General features: G+C 66.1%; 16 protein-coding genes and 1 pseudogene. 7 read left to right on the top strand and 10 right to left on the bottom strand.

Annotated elements, in window-relative coordinates; translation table 11 throughout:
• Positions 1–102 precede the first annotated feature (102 nt).
• Positions 103–1,338 (bottom strand): N-acetylmuramoyl-L-alanine amidase, encoded by a 1,236-nt coding sequence (locus CFP68_RS12770; RefSeq protein WP_099827318.1) that lies wholly within the window; start codon positions 1,336–1,338, stop codon positions 103–105.
• A 155-nt stretch (positions 1,339–1,493) separates the two neighbouring features.
• Between CFP68_RS12770 and CFP68_RS12765 the strand changes: the two genes are divergently transcribed.
• Complete coding sequence (locus CFP68_RS12765) at positions 1,494–2,621, top strand: carboxylate-amine ligase (protein ID WP_099827317.1); 1,128 nt, start codon at positions 1,494–1,496, stop codon at positions 2,619–2,621.
• A gap of 225 nt (positions 2,622–2,846) precedes the next feature.
• Here CFP68_RS12765 and CFP68_RS12760 read toward each other — a convergent pair whose 3' ends face one another.
• From CFP68_RS12760 to CFP68_RS12735, 6 genes are all read right to left on the bottom strand, one after another.
• The gene (locus tag CFP68_RS12760) at positions 2,847–3,446 is read right to left on the bottom strand and encodes a superoxide dismutase (RefSeq protein ID WP_099827316.1); all 600 of its coding nucleotides are present in this window, start codon (positions 3,444–3,446) and stop codon (positions 2,847–2,849) included.
• A gap of 95 nt (positions 3,447–3,541) precedes the next feature.
• Entirely contained in the window at positions 3,542–4,132 is a 591-nt protein-coding gene (locus CFP68_RS12755) for a sarcosine oxidase subunit gamma (protein ID WP_099827315.1), read from the bottom strand.
• On the bottom strand, positions 4,125–7,133 hold the full coding sequence (locus tag CFP68_RS12750; protein ID WP_099827314.1) for a sarcosine oxidase subunit alpha family protein: 3,009 nt from the start codon (positions 7,131–7,133) through the stop codon (positions 4,125–4,127). The genes CFP68_RS12755 and CFP68_RS12750 overlap by 8 nt, the downstream gene beginning before the upstream one ends.
• A gap of 79 nt (positions 7,134–7,212) precedes the next feature.
• Complete coding sequence (locus tag CFP68_RS12745) at positions 7,213–7,530, bottom strand: sarcosine oxidase subunit delta (protein ID WP_099827313.1); 318 nt, start codon at positions 7,528–7,530, stop codon at positions 7,213–7,215.
• A 78-nt stretch (positions 7,531–7,608) separates the two neighbouring features.
• Positions 7,609–7,818 (bottom strand): hypothetical protein, encoded by a 210-nt coding sequence (locus CFP68_RS12740; protein WP_099827312.1) that lies wholly within the window; start codon positions 7,816–7,818, stop codon positions 7,609–7,611.
• Between the two features lie 73 nt (positions 7,819–7,891).
• Positions 7,892–9,136, bottom strand: a complete 1,245-nt coding sequence (locus CFP68_RS12735; protein ID WP_099827311.1) for a sarcosine oxidase subunit beta family protein — start codon at positions 9,134–9,136, stop codon at positions 7,892–7,894.
• 202 nt (positions 9,137–9,338) lie between these two features.
• Here CFP68_RS12735 and ccmI point away from each other — a divergent pair, with 202 nt between their 5' ends.
• The 3 genes from ccmI to CFP68_RS12720 are packed head-to-tail and all read left to right on the top strand — an operon-like array spanning position 9,339 to position 11,298.
• The gene (ccmI, locus tag CFP68_RS12730) at positions 9,339–10,568 is read left to right on the top strand and encodes a c-type cytochrome biogenesis protein CcmI (RefSeq protein WP_099827310.1); all 1,230 of its coding nucleotides are present in this window, start codon (positions 9,339–9,341) and stop codon (positions 10,566–10,568) included.
• Positions 10,565–11,047 (top strand): Holliday junction resolvase RuvX, encoded by a 483-nt coding sequence (ruvX, locus tag CFP68_RS12725; protein ID WP_099827309.1) that lies wholly within the window; start codon positions 10,565–10,567, stop codon positions 11,045–11,047. The genes ccmI and ruvX overlap by 4 nt, the downstream gene beginning before the upstream one ends.
• Positions 11,044–11,298, top strand: a complete 255-nt coding sequence (locus CFP68_RS12720; RefSeq protein WP_099827308.1) for a DUF1289 domain-containing protein — start codon at positions 11,044–11,046, stop codon at positions 11,296–11,298. Before ruvX ends, CFP68_RS12720 begins: the two co-directional genes overlap by 4 nt.
• Here CFP68_RS12720 and dusA read toward each other — a convergent pair.
• Positions 11,295–12,317, bottom strand: a complete 1,023-nt coding sequence (gene dusA / locus CFP68_RS12715; protein ID WP_099827307.1) for a tRNA dihydrouridine(20/20a) synthase DusA — start codon at positions 12,315–12,317, stop codon at positions 11,295–11,297. The two genes, CFP68_RS12720 and dusA, sit on opposite strands and share 4 nt — an antisense overlap.
• 254 nt (positions 12,318–12,571) lie before the next feature.
• On the opposite strand from dusA, the gene CFP68_RS12710 reads away from it, so the two are divergent.
• Positions 12,572–13,591 carry a DUF3987 domain-containing protein gene (locus tag CFP68_RS12710; protein WP_158234170.1) on the top strand — a complete coding sequence of 340 codons (1,020 nt, stop codon included), beginning with the start codon at positions 12,572–12,574 and terminating at the stop codon, positions 13,589–13,591.
• Here the strand turns inward: CFP68_RS12710 and CFP68_RS12705 are convergent.
• Positions 13,500–15,575: a metallophosphoesterase gene (locus CFP68_RS12705; RefSeq protein WP_099827305.1), complete on the bottom strand. Its 2,076-nt coding sequence runs from the start codon at positions 15,573–15,575 to the stop codon at positions 13,500–13,502. The two genes, CFP68_RS12710 and CFP68_RS12705, sit on opposite strands and share 92 nt — an antisense overlap.
• 153 nt (positions 15,576–15,728) lie before the next feature.
• On the opposite strand from CFP68_RS12705, the gene CFP68_RS12700 reads away from it, so the two are divergent.
• Together CFP68_RS12700 and CFP68_RS12695 are read left to right on the top strand one after the other, a co-directional pair.
• Positions 15,729–16,661 carry a helix-turn-helix transcriptional regulator gene (locus CFP68_RS12700; RefSeq protein WP_145953450.1) on the top strand — a complete coding sequence of 311 codons (933 nt, stop codon included), beginning with the start codon at positions 15,729–15,731 and terminating at the stop codon, positions 16,659–16,661.
• A gap of 8 nt (positions 16,662–16,669) precedes the next feature.
• Positions 16,670–17,225, top strand: a pseudogene (locus CFP68_RS12695) (integrase core domain-containing protein); the annotation flags it as partial.
• A 58-nt stretch (positions 17,226–17,283) separates the two neighbouring features.
• Here CFP68_RS12695 and CFP68_RS12690 read toward each other — a convergent pair.
• Positions 17,284–17,868, bottom strand: a complete 585-nt coding sequence (locus CFP68_RS12690) for an HNH endonuclease (protein WP_099827303.1) — start codon at positions 17,866–17,868, stop codon at positions 17,284–17,286.
• Between the last annotated feature and the right edge of the window lie 170 nt (positions 17,869–18,038).

The raw sequence follows: 18,038 nt of genomic DNA, 5'->3' as shown, positions 1-18,038 counted from the left end.
TTCATAGACCACGCGGCGGGCGGGGTCAAAATCACGACGCGTCACGATGGGCGGAAATCGGTGCCGTGGCCGGTCACGTTTTGGCGATGCCCGGCGCGCGCCTCACTGGCGCAACTGGCGCGCTTCCGCGGCGTCGGCCTCGGCCCAATCCGCCAGCGCATCGCGGATGCCCTCGGCCGCGCGGCGCCGCCAGGCCGGATCGGTCAGGTTGGCGCGGTCGCGGTCCGACGACAGAAACCCCAGTTCGACCAGCACCGAAGGAATATCCGGCGCCTTCAGCACCGAAAACCCGGCCCGCAGCCGCGGCCGTTTGTGCAGATCGCCGGTGTGCTGGCCCAACTCGCGCACCAAGGCGCGCGCCAGGCGGTCGGAGCGGGGCGTGGTGTTCAGACGGGCCATGTCCATCAAGACCCCCGCCACCACGTCATCATGGCCGGAAAGGTCCAGTCCCGCCAGCAGATCGGCACGATCATGACGTTCGGCCAGGACGCGCGATGCTTCGTTCGATGCTTCCTGCGACAGGGTATAGACCGTGGCGCCCGACGCCCGCCCTTCCGCGACCACATCGGCATGCAGCGACAGGAACGCGTCGGCACCAGCCGCCCGCGCCAGCGACACGCGGGTTTCAAGCGGCACGAAGGTGTCATCGTCGCGGGTCATCGTCACGCTGAAACGCCCGTCCGCTTCCAGCACGGCGCGCAGATCCCGTGCAAACTGCAACATCAGGTCGGCCTCGACGATGCCATCGACCTCGGCGCCCGGATCAAGCCCTCCGTGACCCGGATCCAGCATCACCATCACCGGCCTGTCGCCCGTCTGGCGCGCCGGTGCCGGCGTCACCTCGGCCGGGGCGGGCAAGGTCAGCACGGCCCCTTCCGGCGCACCGGCATTGGCGGCAAACGACGCGGCATCGCCCGGCGCAAGCTGAACCTTCAAAGTGGCGCCGCCGTCAGCCTCGCCCGTGGCCAGTCCCGCGGTTTCGATCATCATCGGCGCATCGAGGCCCAGAACCAGCCGCGACCAGCCGCGCCGGAACGGTCCGCTGAGCACCGAGGTCACGATATCGCTGCGGTCGATCGATGCCACGTCCTGTCCGGCCCAGTCGACGACCGAGAAATCGATCACCAGGCGGCGTGGCGTGTCGAGGGTGAAGATGCGGAACGGCACCGGCTGGCTCAGCGCCAGGGTGATCTGCAGGTTCGCGCCGAAATCGGCAATGTCCGACTCTTCGACGATGGGCCGCGCCATCGCGCCCAACGTGTCCTGGGCGCGCGCCATGGGCGCCATAAGCGTCAAACCGGCCGCAAGGGCCGCCGCCAGGGTCCGTAACTGTATCATCGACTGCTCTGCCTTCTCGGTCTTTTGACGACCGTTGGTGTCATGCTAACGCAACTCGGCCACGGGCGGAACGCAAAAATCCGCCGATCGGACAATTCGGTTTGACGAACCGCTTTTCGGTTCCCTTTGCCCGTGGGCGGCGCCACTATCGGGACATGATCGAACCTGACTTCACGCTGGGCATCGAAGAGGAATACCTGCTTGTCGATGCCGACACCGGCGCCCTGGCCGCCGCCCCCGAGGCGCTGATCGAAACCTGTCGCAACCGGCGCGAAGGCCAGGTCAGCCCCGAGTTCCTGCAATGCCAGGTCGAGGTCGGAACGACCATCTGCGCCGACATCTCGGCCGCCCGCGACGATCTGCGCTGCCTGCGCCGGCTGATCCGCGACGAGGCCGCGCATCACGGGTTGCTGCCGATGGCCGCCGCCTGTCACCCCTGGGCGCGCTGGCAGGACCAGCGCCTGCGCGACCGCGACCGCTATGCCGCCCTGGAATCCAGCCTTGCCGGCGTCGCCCGTCGGATGCTGATCTGCGGAATGCACGTGCACATCGGGATCGAGGATCCCGACCTGCGGATCGACCTGATGAACCAGGCGCGCTATTTCCTGCCGCACCTTCTGGCGCTGTCGACGTCATCTCCGTTCTGGCAGGGGCACGACACCGGGCTGGCCAGTTACCGGGTATCGGTCTTCGACAACATGCCGCGCACCGGCCTGCCCCCCGCGTTCACATCCTTTTCGGAGTTCCAGCGGTCCGTTCAGACCATCGTCCATGCCGGTCTGATCGAAGACAGCTCGATGGTGTGGTGGGATCTGCGGCCGTCCAACGCCTATCCGACGCTCGAGACACGGATCTGCGACGTGTCGCCCCGAATCGAAGAGGCGCTGTCGATTGCGGCGCTGACGCAATGCCTGTTCCGGATGCTGTGGCGGCTGCGTTGCAACAACCAGCGCTGGCGCGTCTATGACCGGTTCCTGATCGGCGAGAACCGCTGGCGTGCGCAACGCTATGGCACCACCGACGGCCTGATCGACCTGGGCCGCGGCAGGGTCATCGATTATGCCGATCTGCTCGACGAGATCATCGCGTTGGTCCAGGAAGACGCCGAGGCCCTGCACTGTCTGCGCGAGGTCGAAGCCGCCCGCGCCATGGTGACGACCGGCACCAGCGCCGAACGGCAACGCGCGGTGCACCGCCACGCCATGGAAAACGGCGCAACCCATGACGAGGCCCTGCGCGCCGTCGTCACCAACCTGTGCGAAGAGTTCAACGAAGATCTGTGAAGGGATTTGTAACGGCGATCACCTGAATCCAGCGAGCGGCGCCCGCTGCTGCGCAAGAACCCGGGGCGCTGCCCCGGACCCCGGAGTATTTAGAGCAAGAAAAAGCCATCGCATGCAGGCAAGGTCGATCAGGCGCTCGACCGTTTCGCAGCTTTTTCTTGCTCTAAATACTCAAGAAAAAACGGCCGTCCCGCGCGGGACGGCCGGATATCTCGGAGCGCCGGATCACATGCGCGATGCGACATTTTCCCAGTCGACCAAGTTGTCGAGGAAGTTGGTCAGATAGGCCGGGCGTTTGTTGCGGAAGTCGATGTAATAGGAATGTTCCCACACGTCGCACCCCAGCAAGGCGGTTTGATCGAAGCACAGCGGGTTGACGCCGTTTTCGGTCTTGGTGACCTTCAGCGAGCCGTCCTTGTCCTTGACCAGCCAGGCCCAGCCCGAACCGAATTGACCGCCACCGGCGGCGGAGAATTCTTCCTTGAACTTGTCGACCGAACCGAAACTGTCGGTCAGGGCCTTTTCAAGCTCGGACGGCATTTTCTTGTCGTCCGGCGACATCATTTCCCAGAACTGGTTGTGGTTCCAGAGCTGCGAGATGTTGTTGAAGATGCCTGACTGCGCAACGGCGGATTTGTCGTACGTGCCCTTGATGATCTCTTCCAGCGACTTGCCGGCCCATTCCGTCCCCTCGATCGCCTTGTTGCCGTTGGTGACATAGGCGTTGTGGTGGATGTCGTGATGGTATTCCAGCGTCTCTTTCGACATGCCCTTGGCGGCCAGCGCGTCGTGGGCATAGGGAAGATCGGGAAGTTGGAAGGTCATGGGATACCCCTTTGTTGATATGTCATTCGACGCTTGATACCTGCTCCGGTCGCCCCGCGGCGTCAAGTCTTACACTGTGCAACGGTCCAGCCCTGCTATTGTTCCGGATTGCCGGCTCCGGCGGTCCGGTGCACCTCGCTGCCCGGCCGGGCGGCATTCGACAGCAATCCGAAGACATATCGCGCAACCGAGCGAAAGCAAAGCACATCGGCCCGATCCGGCCCCTGGAACAGGATCGCCGCCGGCACCTGCGCCAAGCGGGTGCGCCGGATCGTGCCCGGCGGGGAGGCCGCGGGCGACAGGTCGGCCGGCGACAGCTTGGCCAGAACTTCGCGCAGGGCGCGTCCTTGCAGGCGGATCATCGCGCGGGCGTCGGATACGTCGGCGGCAAGGTGGTGGCGGTCGCCCATGGCGCTTGCGATCCGGGCCAGTGCGTCCGGGACATAGCTGCGCGGCGCCATCAGCAACAACTCATCGGGCGACATCCAACAGATCGTGTTGTCGCCAATGACCTCGGCCCGGCCCCTGGCGGGCACGCCTGCGCCGATGACGCCGTGCAAGGTTTCGGACAGGTGCGGATCGGCCAGATCGCCGCGCAGCGTGATCATCCCCGTCGGGCCGGCTTCCGCGATCGTCACATAGCCGTCGAAGCGGGCGTGGTTCAGGGGGGTGACGGGGTCAGACATCCTGCTGCTTGCCTTCCTTGTCATAGAACACCGGGTCGCAGACGCGGGCGTGCACCGCCGTGCCGTCGACCTTGGCAAAGCGCAGCATCTCGCCCATCCGATCCGGTCCGGCGTGCACCAACCCCATGGCGATGCCCCGTTTCAGTGTTGGCGAGTAATAGGTCGAGGTGACGCGCCCCTCGGTGTTGCGCTGGCCGTTGGCGTTCAGCCCCTCGCGGGTGGCATAGGCGCCATCGGGCAGGACCGATCCGTCGGTCGTCTCCAGCCCCACCAGTTTCCAGCGGGCGGGGTCGGTCATGTGCGACCGCTCCTGGGCGCGCTTGCCGATGAAATCGTCCTTCTTCTTGCTGATTGCCCAGTTCAGGTTCAGATCCTGCGGGATCACCGTGCCGTCGGTTTCATCGCCGATCATGATGAACCCCTTTTCGGCCCGCAGGACATGCAACGCCTCGGTGCCGTAGGGGGTGATGCCCTGCCCCTGCCCGGCCTCGAGCAGCCTGTCCCACAGCGCGCGGCCCTGGCCTGCCGCCACCGCGATCTCGAAGCTCAGCTCGCCCGAGAACGAGATGCGGAAGACGCGCGTCGGGATTCCCGCCAGCGTGCCCTCGCGCCATTGCATGAACGGCAGGGCATCACGGCCCAGATCGATGTCGCTGCCGAGCGATTGCAGGATCTCGCGCGCCTTGGGGCCGACGACGGCGATCTGCGCATAATGTTCCGTCAGGTTGGCGGTATAGACCTGCCAATCCCACCATTCGGTCTGAAGCCATTCCTCCATGTGCGCATGGATATGATCCGCGCCGCCGGTGGTGGTGTGACACAGCCATGTGTCGTCCGACAGGCGCGCGACAACGCCATCGTCCATCAGGAAGCCGTTTTCGCTGCACATCAGGCCATAGCGGCATTTGCCCACCGCAAGGTTGGACATCATGTTGGTATACATCATGTCCATGAATCGCCCGGCATCCGGCCCCTTGACCAGGATCTTGCCGAGGGTCGAGGCATCGAGCAGCCCGACACCCTTTCGCACCGCCAGCACCTCGCGGTTCACCGCATCGCCGATGGTCTCGCCGGGACGCGGATAGCAATAGGGGCGGCGCCAGTGGCCGACGGGTTCCCAGTGGGCGTTGTTGGCGTCGTGCCAGTCGTGGATCGGGGTGCGGCGCAGGGGCTGGAACAGATCGCCGCGCGCCTCGCCCGCAATGGCGCCCATGGAAATCGGGGTATAGGGCGGGCGGAAGGTGGTGGTGCCGACCTGGGGGATATTTTTGCCCAAGGATTGAGAAAGCACCGCCAGACCGTTGATATTGCTCAGCTTGCCCTGATCCGTGGCCATGCCGATGGTGGTATAGCGCTTGGTGTGTTCGACGGATTCGTATCCTTCCTGCGCGGCCAGTTGGACGTCGGACACCTTGACGTCGTTCTGGAAGTCCAGCCACATCTTTGCGCGCAACCTGTCGCCCGCGTTCCGCGGCATGACCCACACGGGCGTCGGCGCGGTGCCCGGATCGGGGGCCGGCACGTCCGCGACCGTATCGTGATCGCCCTGCGCGCGGGCAGCGGCGATGCGCCCGGCAGCGTCGCCATCGGCCAGCGCGGCATCGGCAGACAACGCGCCGCTGGCCGCGCCTGCGGTCACGACAAAGGGCTGCCCGTCCTGGCCTGTGGGTGCATGCGACGGGTCGGGACGAAAGTGCGCCTGCGCCTCGTCCCAGGTCAGCTTGCCGCCGCAATGGGACCACAGGTGCACCACCGGCGACCAGCCGCCGGACATCGCCACCGCGGTGCAGGGAATTTCTTCGATGGCAGTCCCGTCACCATCCTGCGCGCACAGCGCGACGCCGGTGACGCGCTTGCCGCCCAGCACCTTCGCGATTGCCTTGCCGGTTTCCACGCGGATGCCCATGGCGCGGGCGGTTTCGCTCAGCGCGCCGCCCGCCGCGCGGGCGTCGATGATCGCGGGCACGTCCAGCCCGGCCTCTTTCACGGCAAAGGCGGTGCGATAGGCGTCGTCGTTGTTGGTCACGACCACCACCGCATCGCCCGCCGCCACGCCGAAGTTGACGATATAGTCGCGCACGGCCGAGGCCAGCATCACCCCCGGCACGTCGTTGCAGGCAAAGGACAGCGGCCGTTCGATGGCCCCCGTCGCCGTCACGATCTGGCGCGCGCGGATCCGCCACAGACGGTGGCGGGGGCCTTTGTGGTGCGGCAGGTGATCGCCCAGCCGCTCATAGGCCAGGAGCGAGCCGTGGTCGTAAACCCCGGCCCCCATGCAGCGCAGGCGCAGGGTGACGTTGCCCATCTTTTCAAGTTGCGCGATGGTCGCGGCGATCCAGGCATCGGCGCCCTGCCCGTCGATCCGGTCGCCGTCCACCGGCGCGCGACCGCCCCAATGGGCCGTCTGCTCCATCAGCATCACGCGGAGGCCGGATTGCGCCGCCGTGAGTGCGGCGCGAAGGCCCACGATGCCGCCGCCCACGACCGCCACATCAACATGGGCGTGCAGGTGTTCATAGGTGTCGGCATCCGGCCCCTCGGGCGGACGACCCAATCCGGCAGCGGCGCGGATCACAGGTTCGTAGACATGCTTCCAGAACGATCTGGGATGCATGAACATCTTGTAATAGAAGCCGGCAGGCAGGAACCGCGACAGGACACTGTTTACCGCACCGATGTCATGGTCCAGCGACGGCCAGCGGTTCTGTGACACGCAGGTCAGCCCGTCGAACAGCTCGGTGGTGGTGACCCGCTGGTTCGGTTCGGCCCGCCCGCCGTTGCCGAGGGTGACAAGACCGTTGGGTTCTTCCGCACCGCTGGCGATCACACCGCGCGGCCGGTGGTATTTGAACGACCGGCCCACCAGCATCCGATCCCCGGCCAGCAGCGCCGACGCCAGTGTGTCGCCCGCAAAGCCCGACATCCGTTTGCCGTCGAAGGTGAAATCCAGCGGTTTCGTGCGGTCGATCAGGCGACCGCCTGTGGCAAGGCGGATGCTCATGGAACGGCCCTTTCGGATTTGGCAACGGCGGGCGGAAGGTGAGCATTTCCATCAGCAAGAAATTGCAAAGGTCGGGCCATCATGATTGCCAGTCCGGGCGGCGGGCGGTGATCCGGTCCAGCACGTCCTGCGGCGGTTCGCTGGTCTGGGCCGAATAGGTCGCGAACACCTCGTTCGTGACGGTGCAGCGCGCGGCGTGAAACCACTTGCCACAGCCCATGGCGTGGCGCCAGCGTTCGAAATGAACGCCGCGCGGGTTGTCGCGCAGGAACAGGTAGCCTTCGAAATCGGAATCGTCCGATCCCGGGCCGAAACGTTTCAGATGCGCCTGACCACCGGGGGACAGTTCGGTTTCATCCGCGGCGATACCGCAGTTCGGACAGGTGAGGATCAGCATGGAATGTCCAGACGCGGAAGGGAGCGGACGCACGATTGCCCCCGCCCCGCATTGCCCGGCGACCGGAACGTCCGCGCGTCAGTTGCCGGTTGATTCTTCGACCGCGTCGGGGGCATTGTCCGCCGCATCGCCGGCGCCTTCGACAGTGACGTTGACGTCGCCGCCTCCGGTGCCTGCCGTGTCGCCGCCGTCCGTCGCAAACAGGACATAGGCAATGACCGCCACGGCAACGACCAGCCCCCCGACGATGAAAGGCATCGCGTTGCCCGATTTGTTATCTTCAGCCATGCGCCAATTCTCCTGAACATGTCATGTGACACTGCAATCGCCGGGTCCGTCAGGTTGTTCCGAAGAAAGTTCATCAGTGCGCCACCCCTGCCGCGACGCTTTCGTCGATGAAGCGCCCTTCGCGGAAGCGGAACATGCTGAATGGATCGGCCAGCGGCGATGTGCCCTTGGCCATCAGCTCGGCCATGGCCCAGCCTGATCCGGGGATCGCCTTGAACCCGCCCGTGCCCCAGCCGCAGTTGACGAAGATGCCATCCACCGGTGTTTTCGACAGGATGGGCGAGCGGTCACCGGTCATGTCCACGATGCCGCCCCATTGGCGCAGCATCTTGAGGCGCGAGATCATCGGAAAGGTTTCGACCAGGGCGCGCACGGTTTCCTCGATATGGTGGAAGCTGCCGCGCTGGGTATAGTTGTTGTAGCCGTCGGCGCCGCCGCCGATGACCATCTCGCCCTTGTCCGACTGGCTCATGTAGCCGTGCACCGTATTGGCCATCACCACGACGTCCATGCAGGGTTTGATCGGCTCGGACACCAGCGCCTGAAGCGCGACGGATTCGATCGGCAGGCGGAAGCCGGCCATGTCGGCCAGCACGCCGGAATGCCCCGCCACGACAAGGCCCAGCTTGTCGCAGGCGATGTCGCCCTTGGTGGTGGCAACGCCGGTGACGCGGCCACCGTCGCGGCGGATCGCCGTCACCTCGCACTGCTGGATCACGTCCATTCCCATGTCGGAACAGGCGCGGGCATACCCCCAGGCCACAGCGTCGTGGCGGGCGGTCCCGCCGCGCGCCTGCCAGAGCCCGCCCAGCACGGGATAGCGTGGGCCGTGAATGTTGATGATCGGCACCAGTTTCTTCACCCTGTCCGGGCCGATGAATTCGGTCGTCACCCCCTGCAGCGCGTTGGCGTGGGCGGTCCGTTGGTATCCGCGCACCTCGTGGTGGGTCTGGGCCAGCATGATGACGCCGCGCGGGCTGAACATCACGTTGTAGTTCAGATCCTGGCTCATCGTCTCGTACAGGCTGCGCGATTTCTCATAGATCGCGGCCGACGGATCCTGGAGATAGTTGGAGCGGATGATCGTCGTGTTGCGCCCGGTATTGCCACCGCCAAGCCAGCCCTTTTCAAGGATCGCCACGTTGCGGATCCCGTGGTTGCGGCCCAGCCAATAGGCCGTCGCCAACCCGTGCCCGCCGGCCCCGACAATGATCGCGTCATAGCGTTTCTTCGGCGCGGGCGATCGCCACGCACGCTGCCACCCCTTGTGGAAACGCAGGGCCTCGCGGGCGACGGCAAAGACGGAATAGCGCTGCAACGGGCGGCCTTTCACTTGGGCGCGGACGGAACCTGCCCGTCCGGCTTAGCGGCGAATATCACGGCAGGCCCATCCACGGAACGGCATCTGCGCGACGGTTTGCGACAACCACCGTGCAAAACGCTGTGACCGGTTGCCGCGCCGCACTGGCATTCGGCGCGCGCGCAGGGCAGATAGGGGTGAATTGGCGGAAAGGGGTCCGATGTTCTGGGGAATAGCCATTGCGCTGGCCGGCGTGGTCGCCGCGCTGATCGGGTTGTCGCTGACACGGCCCGCGGGCGCCACGGTCGACGCATCGTCCGACGTGCGGATCTATCGTGATCAACTGGACGAGATCGACCGCGATCTGGCACGCGGCACGCTGGAGCCCGACGAAGCCGCCCGCGTGCGGATCGAGGTGTCGCGCCGCCTGCTCGAGGCCGATCGCGCCACGAAGGCGCAGCAACCGGCCCGGATGGCACCGAAACCGGCGACATGGCTGGCCGTGGCCGGAACGACGGCGCTGGTGATCGGCGGCGGGCTGGCCATCTATGGTGCGATCGGGGCGCCGGGGTATCCCGATCTGCCGCTGCAGACCCGGATCGAGATGGCGGATCAGGCGCGCCAATCGCGGCCCGGGCAGGAGGCCGCCGAAGCCGAGGCCGCCGCCATCACCGCCGAGGCCGAAGCGCGGGCGCGCGCCACCGCCGACCCGTCGTTCCTGACGCTGATGGACCGGCTGCGCGCCACGATGGAAACGCGGCCCGACGATCTGGAAGGCCAGCGCCTGCTGGCCCGCAACGAGGCCGGGTTGAACAGGTTCGGCGCCGCCGCCGCCGCCCAGGGCCGCGTGATCGCGTTGAAAGGCGCCGATGCCACCGCCGAGGACCACGCCGAACTGGCCGAATACCTGATCTATGCCGCCGGCGGCTATGTCTCGCCCGAGGCCGAAGCCGCCCTGAGCGCCGCGTTGCAGCGCGACAGTCATCAGCCGACCGCCCGATATTATACCGGCTTGCTTCATGCCCAGACGGGGCGGCCGGATCTGACGTTCCGGATCTGGCGCGATCTGCTGGCGCGGGGGCCCGAAACCGCGCCCTGGATCGCACCGATCCGCGCGCAGATCGACGAACTGGCCGCCTTGGCCGGCGTTCGCTATACCCAGCCCGAGCGGGGCGGCCCAGATGCTGCGGATGTCGAGGCCATGGCAGCCCTTGGCGCCGAAGATCGCCAGGCCGCCATCGAAGGCATGGTGGCCAACCTGTCGGCCCGCCTGGCCGATGCCGGCGGACCGCCCGAGGATTGGGTGCGCCTGATCGTGTCGCTTGCGGTGCTGGGGCGCGACGATCAGGCCGGCGCGATCCTGAGCGAGGCGCGCGGCGTCTTTGCCGACGATGCCGCGGCGATGCGCACCCTCAACGAGGCGGCCGAACGCGCCGGAGTGCAGCCATGATCACCGACGACGTCGAAACCTTTGCGGCCGCCCTGCCCGCGCGGCGCCCGCTGGCCGGGCTCGACCTCGGCACCCAGACCATCGGTGTGGCGATTTCCGACGTGCTCTGGTCCATCGCCACGCCGTCCGAAACGATCCGGCGCAAGAAGTTCACACTGGACGCCGCCCGCCTGCTTGAGATCTGTGCGAAGCGCGAGGTCGGCGGTCTGGTCTTGGGCCTGCCACGCAACATGGATGGCAGCGAAGGGCCCCGCGCCCAGGCGACACGGGCCTTCGCCCGCAACCTGTCACGCCTGAGCGATCTGCCCCTGGTGTTCTGGGATGAACGCCTGTCCACCGTCGCCGCCGAACGCGCCCTGATCGAGGCGGATACGTCCCGTCGGCGTCGCGCCGAGATCATCGATCATGTCGCCGCCGGCTATATCCTCCAGGGGGCACTGGATCGTTTGCGTCATCTGAAGGAAAACCCTCGCCCATGAAAGACATCGATCCCGATCTGATCTGGCGGCGCGAGGAACCGTTGTCGCCCTGCGTCAAGGTCTGCGTCGTCCACCCGGTCGAGCGGATCTGCATCGGCTGCTATCGTACAACCGATGAGATCGCCGCCTGGTCGAAGCTCGACAATGAAACCCGCCGCGCGCTGATGAACGAGCTGCCCGAGCGCGCGGTGCGCCTGAAGGTGCGGCGCGGCGGGCGCGCAGGCCGGCTGCGGCGCGAGGGGTCGGACTAGACCGCCACGGGCGTGGCATCGGCCACCCGGCGCAATGCCTCTTCAAGCACCTCGATGCCGGCACCGGCACGATGGCTGCCGTCGGACAGGGTCCGCCGCCAGTGCCGCGCCCCCGGCTGACCCGCGAACAGCCCCAGCATGTGCCGCGTGATCTGGTTGAGGCGACCGCCGGCGCCGAGGTGTGCGTCGATATACGGATACATCGCCCGTGCCACGTCGGCGCGGGTGCGCGTCTGCGCCGGCCGACCGAAGATCCGCGCGTCGGCGTCGCCCAGGATGTCGAACGGCGCATGATAGGCCGCCCGCCCGATCATCACCCCATCCAGACCGCGCGCCAACAGCCCCTGCGCCTGCTCCAGCGTCTCGATGCCGCCGTTGATCGAAACATGCAGGTCGGGAAACGCCTGTTTCATGGCAACGACCAGATCGTGATCCAGAGGCGGCACATCGCGGTTCTGCTTGGGCGAAAGCCCCTGCAGCCAAGCCTTGCGGGCATGGATCTGCACGCGACGCACGCCGGCCGCCGCAATCCGTTCCAGAAACGCGGGCAGACTGTCGTGCGGGGATTGATCATCCACGCCGATGCGGCATTTCACCGTCACCGGCAGATCACCCGGCACCGCGTCGATCATCGCCGCCACGCAATCGGCCACAAGGTCCGGCTTTTCCATCAGAACCGCGCCAAAGCTGCCCGATTGCACACGGTCCGAAGGACACCCACAGTTCAGGTTCACCTCGCCATACCCCGCATCAGCCCCCAGGCGGGCCGCCCGCGCCAGTTCCTGTGGGTCCGAACCTCCAAGCTGCAACGCAACCGGCGCTTCTGCCGGATCATGTTCAAGCAGATGCAGCGCGCCGCCGCGAACCAACGCCGGCGCTGTCACCATCTCGGTATAAAGCAACGCATTCCGGGACAACTCACGATGAAACATGCGGCAATGCCGGTCGGTCCAGTCCATCATGGGTGCCACGGAAAGCCGAGAAGAACCGCAAGCATCTGATTTTGCTTTACTAATCATTCTTTACCCGTCGGCTGTTCAGCTTCAAAACTACTCCATTCCGGCGGGTTATGCCTTATTTCGCCGGGTTTCGCGAGCCGTGTTGCTACGGCGTAGCAACTCACGACGCCACCTTCAGTTCTACCCAGTTACTTCCATCCGCCCTATCACAGGAATTTCATCATCCACCGCAAGAATCCGCTTCTTGCCGTTTCCGCCGGAAAACCGATCGACCGATCTCCTGGTCACAACCCGAGCAGCAACGGAGATCAGGAATGCTTGCCCGTATCAGGTCCCTCGTCGGCAGGGGTGACGCGAACGCGTCGAAGCCGAACTTTTCAGTCCCGTCCGGCGACACCGCCCCTCCGCCCCAAGAGCCCGTACCGCTGCCTCACGCGGAACCGCCGACCACCGCTTTCCCGCTGGAAAGCCTGACACCGAAGCTCCGCAGCGCAGCCGAGGCGATCGTGAGAAAGACGCAGGGACCGGCTGCAATTGCCGCTCAATCAGTGCTATCCGTGGCCTCGCTGGTCGCGGGGAGCCGGGCGAAGGTGGATACTCTCGGATCGCCTGCGACCGCAACTGTGGCCTGCGTCACGATCGCACTATCCGGAGAGCGCAAGAGCGCCGCCGACAAGATCGCGAAGACCGGGGTCAACCGTGTGATCATGCGTCTCCGGAAGGAACACGAGATCGCCATGGCGCGCCACAAGTCGGAAATCGCAAGCGCCGGACGCGGAGAAGAAAAGCCTTCTGCTCCGGTCTGTCCGAGCTTCCTCGTGACGGAACCAACTATCGAGGGCGCCTTCAAGACAATCGCGTCCGGATGCGGGTTTCTGGGCTGGTTCACGGACGAAGCTGCCAGCTTCTGGGGAGGTCATTCCATGTCCAAGGACCAGCGCGCGAAAACGAGCGGCATCGTCTCGAAATTCTGGGATGGCGACTATTTCGTCCGTCCGCGAGCCGGGCAGGAAGGGGACGGCTATTTGCCTCCCACTGCAACAACGATCAATCTCATGTTCCAGCCGACTCTCATCCGTGACACCTACGGCGACGAATTCCTGATCGGCCAAGGCATTCTGGCAAGGATGCTCCCCTGCTGGCCCGTCAGCAACATGGGTAACCGAAAATATCGGCGGCCGTCCAAAGAAGACGAAGCCGCTGTGAGTCGCTTTCATGACGAGGTGGAAGCCGCGCTGATAACTACGCTGGAGGACACCACCGAGCGGCTTCTCGCGCTTTCGGAGGACGCCTTACATCGCGCCCCAGGTGGACGAGGTGGCGGTGATGGGTGAACATGATCGCCTGTCCGGTCCGCCCCATCTCCGCGGTCAGCGACAGGGCCGCGGCCGCGCGGGTGTCGTCGAAGGTTTCGAGGATGTCGTCGGTCAGGAACGGAAGCGCCCCGAAGCGGGCGGTGAAATCGGCATGGCCGGCCACCCGCAGCGCCAGGTAGAGCTGGCCGCGCGTGCCGGTGGACATGGCGTCGGCGGCGACCGGCTGGCCGTCGCGGATGCCGACGAGCCGCTCGCCCGCCCCCGTCGGCTGCGCCTCCAACCGCGGCCATTCCCCGCCGGTCATGCGCGCGAAGGCCCGTTCCGCGGAGGCAAGCATCGGGCCGCGCCGATCCTCCCGAAGACGGCGCAGCGCTCCGGATGCCGCCATCAGGCCGATCCGGGTCTCGGCGGCACGGCGCGCGGCCTCGCGCAGCTCTTCCAGAAGGGCGGCCCGCGCTTGCCCCTGGTCCACGCCGCCGACGGTGCCGAGCGCGCCGTTCAACGCCTGCCGCGCCTCGCCCCGTCGGCCGATGGCCTCCTCCCGGTCCGTCTCCGCATCCTCCACGGCCTCGCGCAAAGTGTCGGTGCGGACCGGGTCGGTTTCGGCCTCCTCGGCGGATAGCGCGTCGGCATCGAACCCCTCGGCGGCCCTGGCGCGCTCTGCGTTCAGTTCAGCGATCTCGGTGCGCAGCCCGTCCCGGTCCAGAAGGCGGCGCAGGGCGCGCAGCGGGGCGTCCCCGGGAGCGATCTCCTGGCCCTGGAAGACAGTGGCGATCTCTTTGGCGGCTCGCTCCACCGAGCGGGCCTGACGCTCGCGTTCCGCCTCTACCTTTTCGCGCGTCCTGCGGGTCTCCTCGATCCGACGGGCGGTTTCCGCCGCGCTCTTCGTGCGCTCTCGGGCGAGGCGCAGCGTCTCGTCCACCGGGCTGTCCTCGCGCAGCCCGAGCTTGTCGCGCAGCGCTCCTGCCCGCCCGTCGAAAGCTGCACGGGCGGCTTCCAGTAGGCCCACCCGGCGGTCGAGGTCCCGCGCCTTCCCGTGCAACTCCGCGAGCTCGGCAAGGTCGTCGCCGATCCGAAGTATCCTTTCGACGCCCAAGTCCGCGCACCAAAGTCCGGAAACCCGCGCCTCGTAGGCAGCCACGGCATCGGCGTGGGCTTTCTCTTTCGTCTTTTTCTGCGCCTCGAGGCCGCGGACCATTTTCTCGGAGATGCGGATCCGCCTCTCTTCCAATGCCCTGTGCAGGCGCCGCGCGGCGGCGACGGCATCCTGTCCGGCAGGCGGATCGCCTGCAATACCTTCGGCCGCGCGAAGGACCGTCTGCTCGACCTCCGAGCGCGCCTTCTGCGCCTCATGCAGATGCACCATCGCCTGGGGGATGCCCGGCATCACGACAAGCGTGCCTTCGGCCTCGTGCACCGCCCGCTTGTGGATGTGACCGAGCGCCCAATAATCAAAGCCATGCCCGACCAAGTCCGCCAGCGCGCAGGGGGCGTAGGGATCGTGCCCGGGAGCGCCGTCAAGCGAGGTGTGCATGAGCCCGATGTTCCAGCGTCCTGGATCGGGGCGCGGGTAGCGGGGCAGCAGGCTCTCGGCCATGTGCGTCGCGGTGAAGCCCATGCCGTGGACCGAGGCCTCGCCGACACGGAAGGTGGGTGCATCCGGCGTCAGCACCGTCAGCGCGTCGGAAACCGGTCCGTAGCGGTCGAGGTCGAGCAGCGCATCGTGGTTGCCCTGGATCAGGACCGCCGGGATGCCGGCGCGGGCGAGACGCGAAAGCTCGGTCGCCAGCGCGGCGCGGCTCGCCACGTCGGCCACGTCGTTATCGAAGGTGTCCCCGGCGAAGAGCACGGCATCCACGCCTTCGGAAACGGCCGCATCGACGAGCCGCGCCAGCACCCGCCGCGACGCCGCGCGCAGGCTCTCACCCATCGCGCTGTCGCGCGCCGCCTGGGTCCTGAGCGGCGAGTCGAGGTGGAGATCAGCCACGTGGAGGAACTTCATGCCTTGATCCTTAGGTTTTGCGGCCCCGACATGCAGACGGGCACTCGCCGCGCGAATTTCAGTGCCATCTGCCCGCAGCGAACCAACGATTCGTTGACAGGTTCATCGAAACACAAAAGGATGTCAAAATCTGTCACCCACCCGGAACTGCCGATGTCCTACACCAAGGCCACCGATCTGCTTCGCCTCGCCGACATGGCCACCGCGCGCTTCGACGGCGTGTCCCTGCAGGAGATCACTGAGGAATTCGGATGCGACCACCGTACGGCGCAACGCATGGCCCGCGCCTTCGAAGCTGCCTTTCCGCACGCCGAGGTGAAGGACGACGAGGATCGCCGTCGACACTTGCGCCTCCCCCGCTCCGACCCGCGCTGGCTCCAAGCCCAAGGGCTGCGCGACAGCGAACTCGCCGCGCTCGACATGGCGGCCCAGCGCGCCGAGCGCGATGGCGCGCCTGACGATGCCAAGCGCCTCTGCGCTCTTCGGGACCGTTTGCTCGCCGCAATGCCATCCTCTCTGGCACGCCGCACCGAGGCCGACGCCGAGGCATTGCTCGAAGCGCAGGGGTTCGCCTCCCGCCCGGGACCCCGCGTCGCAACGGACACGCACCTGCTCGGCGTGTTGACTGAGGCGCTGCGCGCGCCTTGGAGGCTCAGGGTCTCATACCGCGGTGCACGGGACGACTGGCCGCGGGAACGGCTCGTCGAGCCCCACGGCCTTCTTCTGGGAACCCGCCGCTATCTTGTGGCGCGCCCCGCGGTCGGTGATGGCATCATGCGCCGCTTCCGCCTCGATCGGATCGAGACTGCCGAGATCACGGCAGAGAGCTTCCGCCGCGATCTCGACTTCGATCTCGCCGCATATGCCTCCCGCGCCTTCGGGTCCTATTACGGTGACGACGAATACGGCCCCGTTACTTGGCGTTTCTCCCCGGAGGCGACAGCGACGGCTCGGCAGTTTGTCTTTCATCCCGACCAATCGATGACAGAAGAGCCAGACGGCTCTCTAATCGTTCGATTTGAGGCCTCTGGGCACTTAGAAATGGCTTGGCATAAGCTACCCCCCGAAATTCGGACACTGACATAAGCTACGATAAGCTCCATCTCCGTGTCGGCATTGACCGCACCAGCAAGTTCGCCGTGACCCGGCTCGTCGAGAAGGCAGACAGGAAGACGGCGTGGGCGTTCCTGCAACACATGCTCGAGGCCGTGCCCTGCAAGGTCCACACGATCCTCACGGACAACGGCATCCAGTTCGCCGAGCAGCCCCGGAACCGCAACACCATCCACTCCCGGCCGATGCGCTTCGACATGATCTGCGAGGGCGAGACCTTGTCCGCCATTGTTCCGAGGACAATGGTCGAGCGGGGTCGAGCACCGCCTGACCAAGCCCAACCGCGCCTGGACCAACGGTCAGGTCGAGCGGATGAACCGCACGATCAAGGAGGCGACCGTCAAACGCTTCCATTACGAGAGCCACGACCAGCTGCGCACCCACCTCGCCGACTTCATGGCAGCCTACAACTTTGCGCGCAGGCTCAAGACCCTCGGCGGCCTCACACCGTACGAATACATCTGCAAAATCTGGACATCAGAGCCGGACAGATTCATCCTCAATCCGATCCACCAGATGCCGGGACTAAACACCTAGGACGCCCCTTTTCTGTGATTTTTATGTGCGCCTATTCAAGACCTTCGCTGTCTGACCTCTAGGGCTCCAACTCCGCGTCCCAGTACAGGAAATCGCGCCATGTGTCGTGCAGGTGGTTTGGCGGGAAACGCCGGCCGATGTTCTTCAACTCCTCGGCGCCCGGCTCGCGGGCGGGACGGCGCAGGGTCAGGCCGCAGTTCTTCAGGGTCTGTGCGCCCTTTCGCAGGTTGCACGACGAACAGGCGGCAACGACGTTGTTCCACGAGGTGATGCCGCCGCGCGCGCGGGGCACCACGTGATCGAAGGTCAGATCCCCATGGGCGCCGCAATACTGACAGTTGAATTCATCGCGCAGGAACAGGTTGAACCGCGTAAAGGCGACGCGCTTCTGCGGCTTGACGAAATCCTTCAACACCACGACCGACGGTATCCGGATGCTGGTGGTGGGCGAACGGACGACCTGATCATATTCGGCCAGGATTTCCACCCGGTCCAGCCAGGCGGCCTTGATCGCTTCCTGCCACGGCCACAGCGACAGCGGGTAATAGGACAAGGGCCGGTAATCCGCGTTCAGCACCAGAGCGGGATGATGGCGCAGGTTGCTGGGTTCGCGCACGAATGTGGTTCTGAAATCGCCGTTCATCGTCGATCTGTCTCCGCTCGCTCTGGCCGTCGAACGACCATGGGGCGGGGTAGCCCGCGCCCCTGTCAGGCGGACTATATATGGCGGTCGGCTTCTGACAACCCCCTGATAGAGGCGTTTGGCGGCGATGGATCGACGGTCGCGCGACCGTGATGGCGCAGGGGCGGCGG

This window comes from Oceaniglobus indicus (genome assembly GCF_002751875.1).
Classification (GTDB): domain Bacteria; phylum Pseudomonadota; class Alphaproteobacteria; order Rhodobacterales; family Rhodobacteraceae; genus Oceaniglobus; species Oceaniglobus indicus.
Note: the sequence above shows the minus strand (reverse complement) of the source record. Positions and strands in the feature narration are given on the sequence as shown.

What these genes read in the sequence shown, in the direction of transcription:
- CFP68_RS12705 (WP_099827305.1), bottom strand. Translation starts at nt 15,575, where the DNA reads ATGAAGTTCCTCCACGTGGCTGATCTCCACCTCGACTCGCCGCTCAGG.
- CFP68_RS12710 (WP_158234170.1), top strand. Translation starts at nt 12,572, where the DNA reads ATGCTTGCCCGTATCAGGTCCCTCGTCGGCAGGGGTGACGCGAACGCG.
- ruvX (WP_099827309.1), top strand. Translation starts at nt 10,565, where the DNA reads ATGATCACCGACGACGTCGAAACCTTTGCGGCCGCCCTGCCCGCGCGG.
- CFP68_RS12720 (WP_099827308.1), top strand. Translation starts at nt 11,044, where the DNA reads ATGAAAGACATCGATCCCGATCTGATCTGGCGGCGCGAGGAACCGTTG.
- CFP68_RS12690 (WP_099827303.1), bottom strand. Translation starts at nt 17,868, where the DNA reads ATGAACGGCGATTTCAGAACCACATTCGTGCGCGAACCCAGCAACCTG.
- CFP68_RS12750 (WP_099827314.1), bottom strand. Translation starts at nt 7,133, where the DNA reads ATGAGCATCCGCCTTGCCACAGGCGGTCGCCTGATCGACCGCACGAAA.
- CFP68_RS12740 (WP_099827312.1), bottom strand. Translation starts at nt 7,818, where the DNA reads ATGGCTGAAGATAACAAATCGGGCAACGCGATGCCTTTCATCGTCGGG.
- CFP68_RS12745 (WP_099827313.1), bottom strand. Translation starts at nt 7,530, where the DNA reads ATGCTGATCCTCACCTGTCCGAACTGCGGTATCGCCGCGGATGAAACC.
- CFP68_RS12770 (WP_099827318.1), bottom strand. Translation starts at nt 1,338, where the DNA reads ATGATACAGTTACGGACCCTGGCGGCGGCCCTTGCGGCCGGTTTGACG.
- CFP68_RS12700 (WP_145953450.1), top strand. Translation starts at nt 15,729, where the DNA reads ATGTCCTACACCAAGGCCACCGATCTGCTTCGCCTCGCCGACATGGCC.
- CFP68_RS12765 (WP_099827317.1), top strand. Translation starts at nt 1,494, where the DNA reads ATGATCGAACCTGACTTCACGCTGGGCATCGAAGAGGAATACCTGCTT.
- CFP68_RS12760 (WP_099827316.1), bottom strand. Translation starts at nt 3,446, where the DNA reads ATGACCTTCCAACTTCCCGATCTTCCCTATGCCCACGACGCGCTGGCC.
- dusA (WP_099827307.1), bottom strand. Translation starts at nt 12,317, where the DNA reads ATGATTAGTAAAGCAAAATCAGATGCTTGCGGTTCTTCTCGGCTTTCC.
- CFP68_RS12755 (WP_099827315.1), bottom strand. Translation starts at nt 4,132, where the DNA reads ATGTCTGACCCCGTCACCCCCCTGAACCACGCCCGCTTCGACGGCTAT.
- ccmI (WP_099827310.1), top strand. Translation starts at nt 9,339, where the DNA reads ATGTTCTGGGGAATAGCCATTGCGCTGGCCGGCGTGGTCGCCGCGCTG.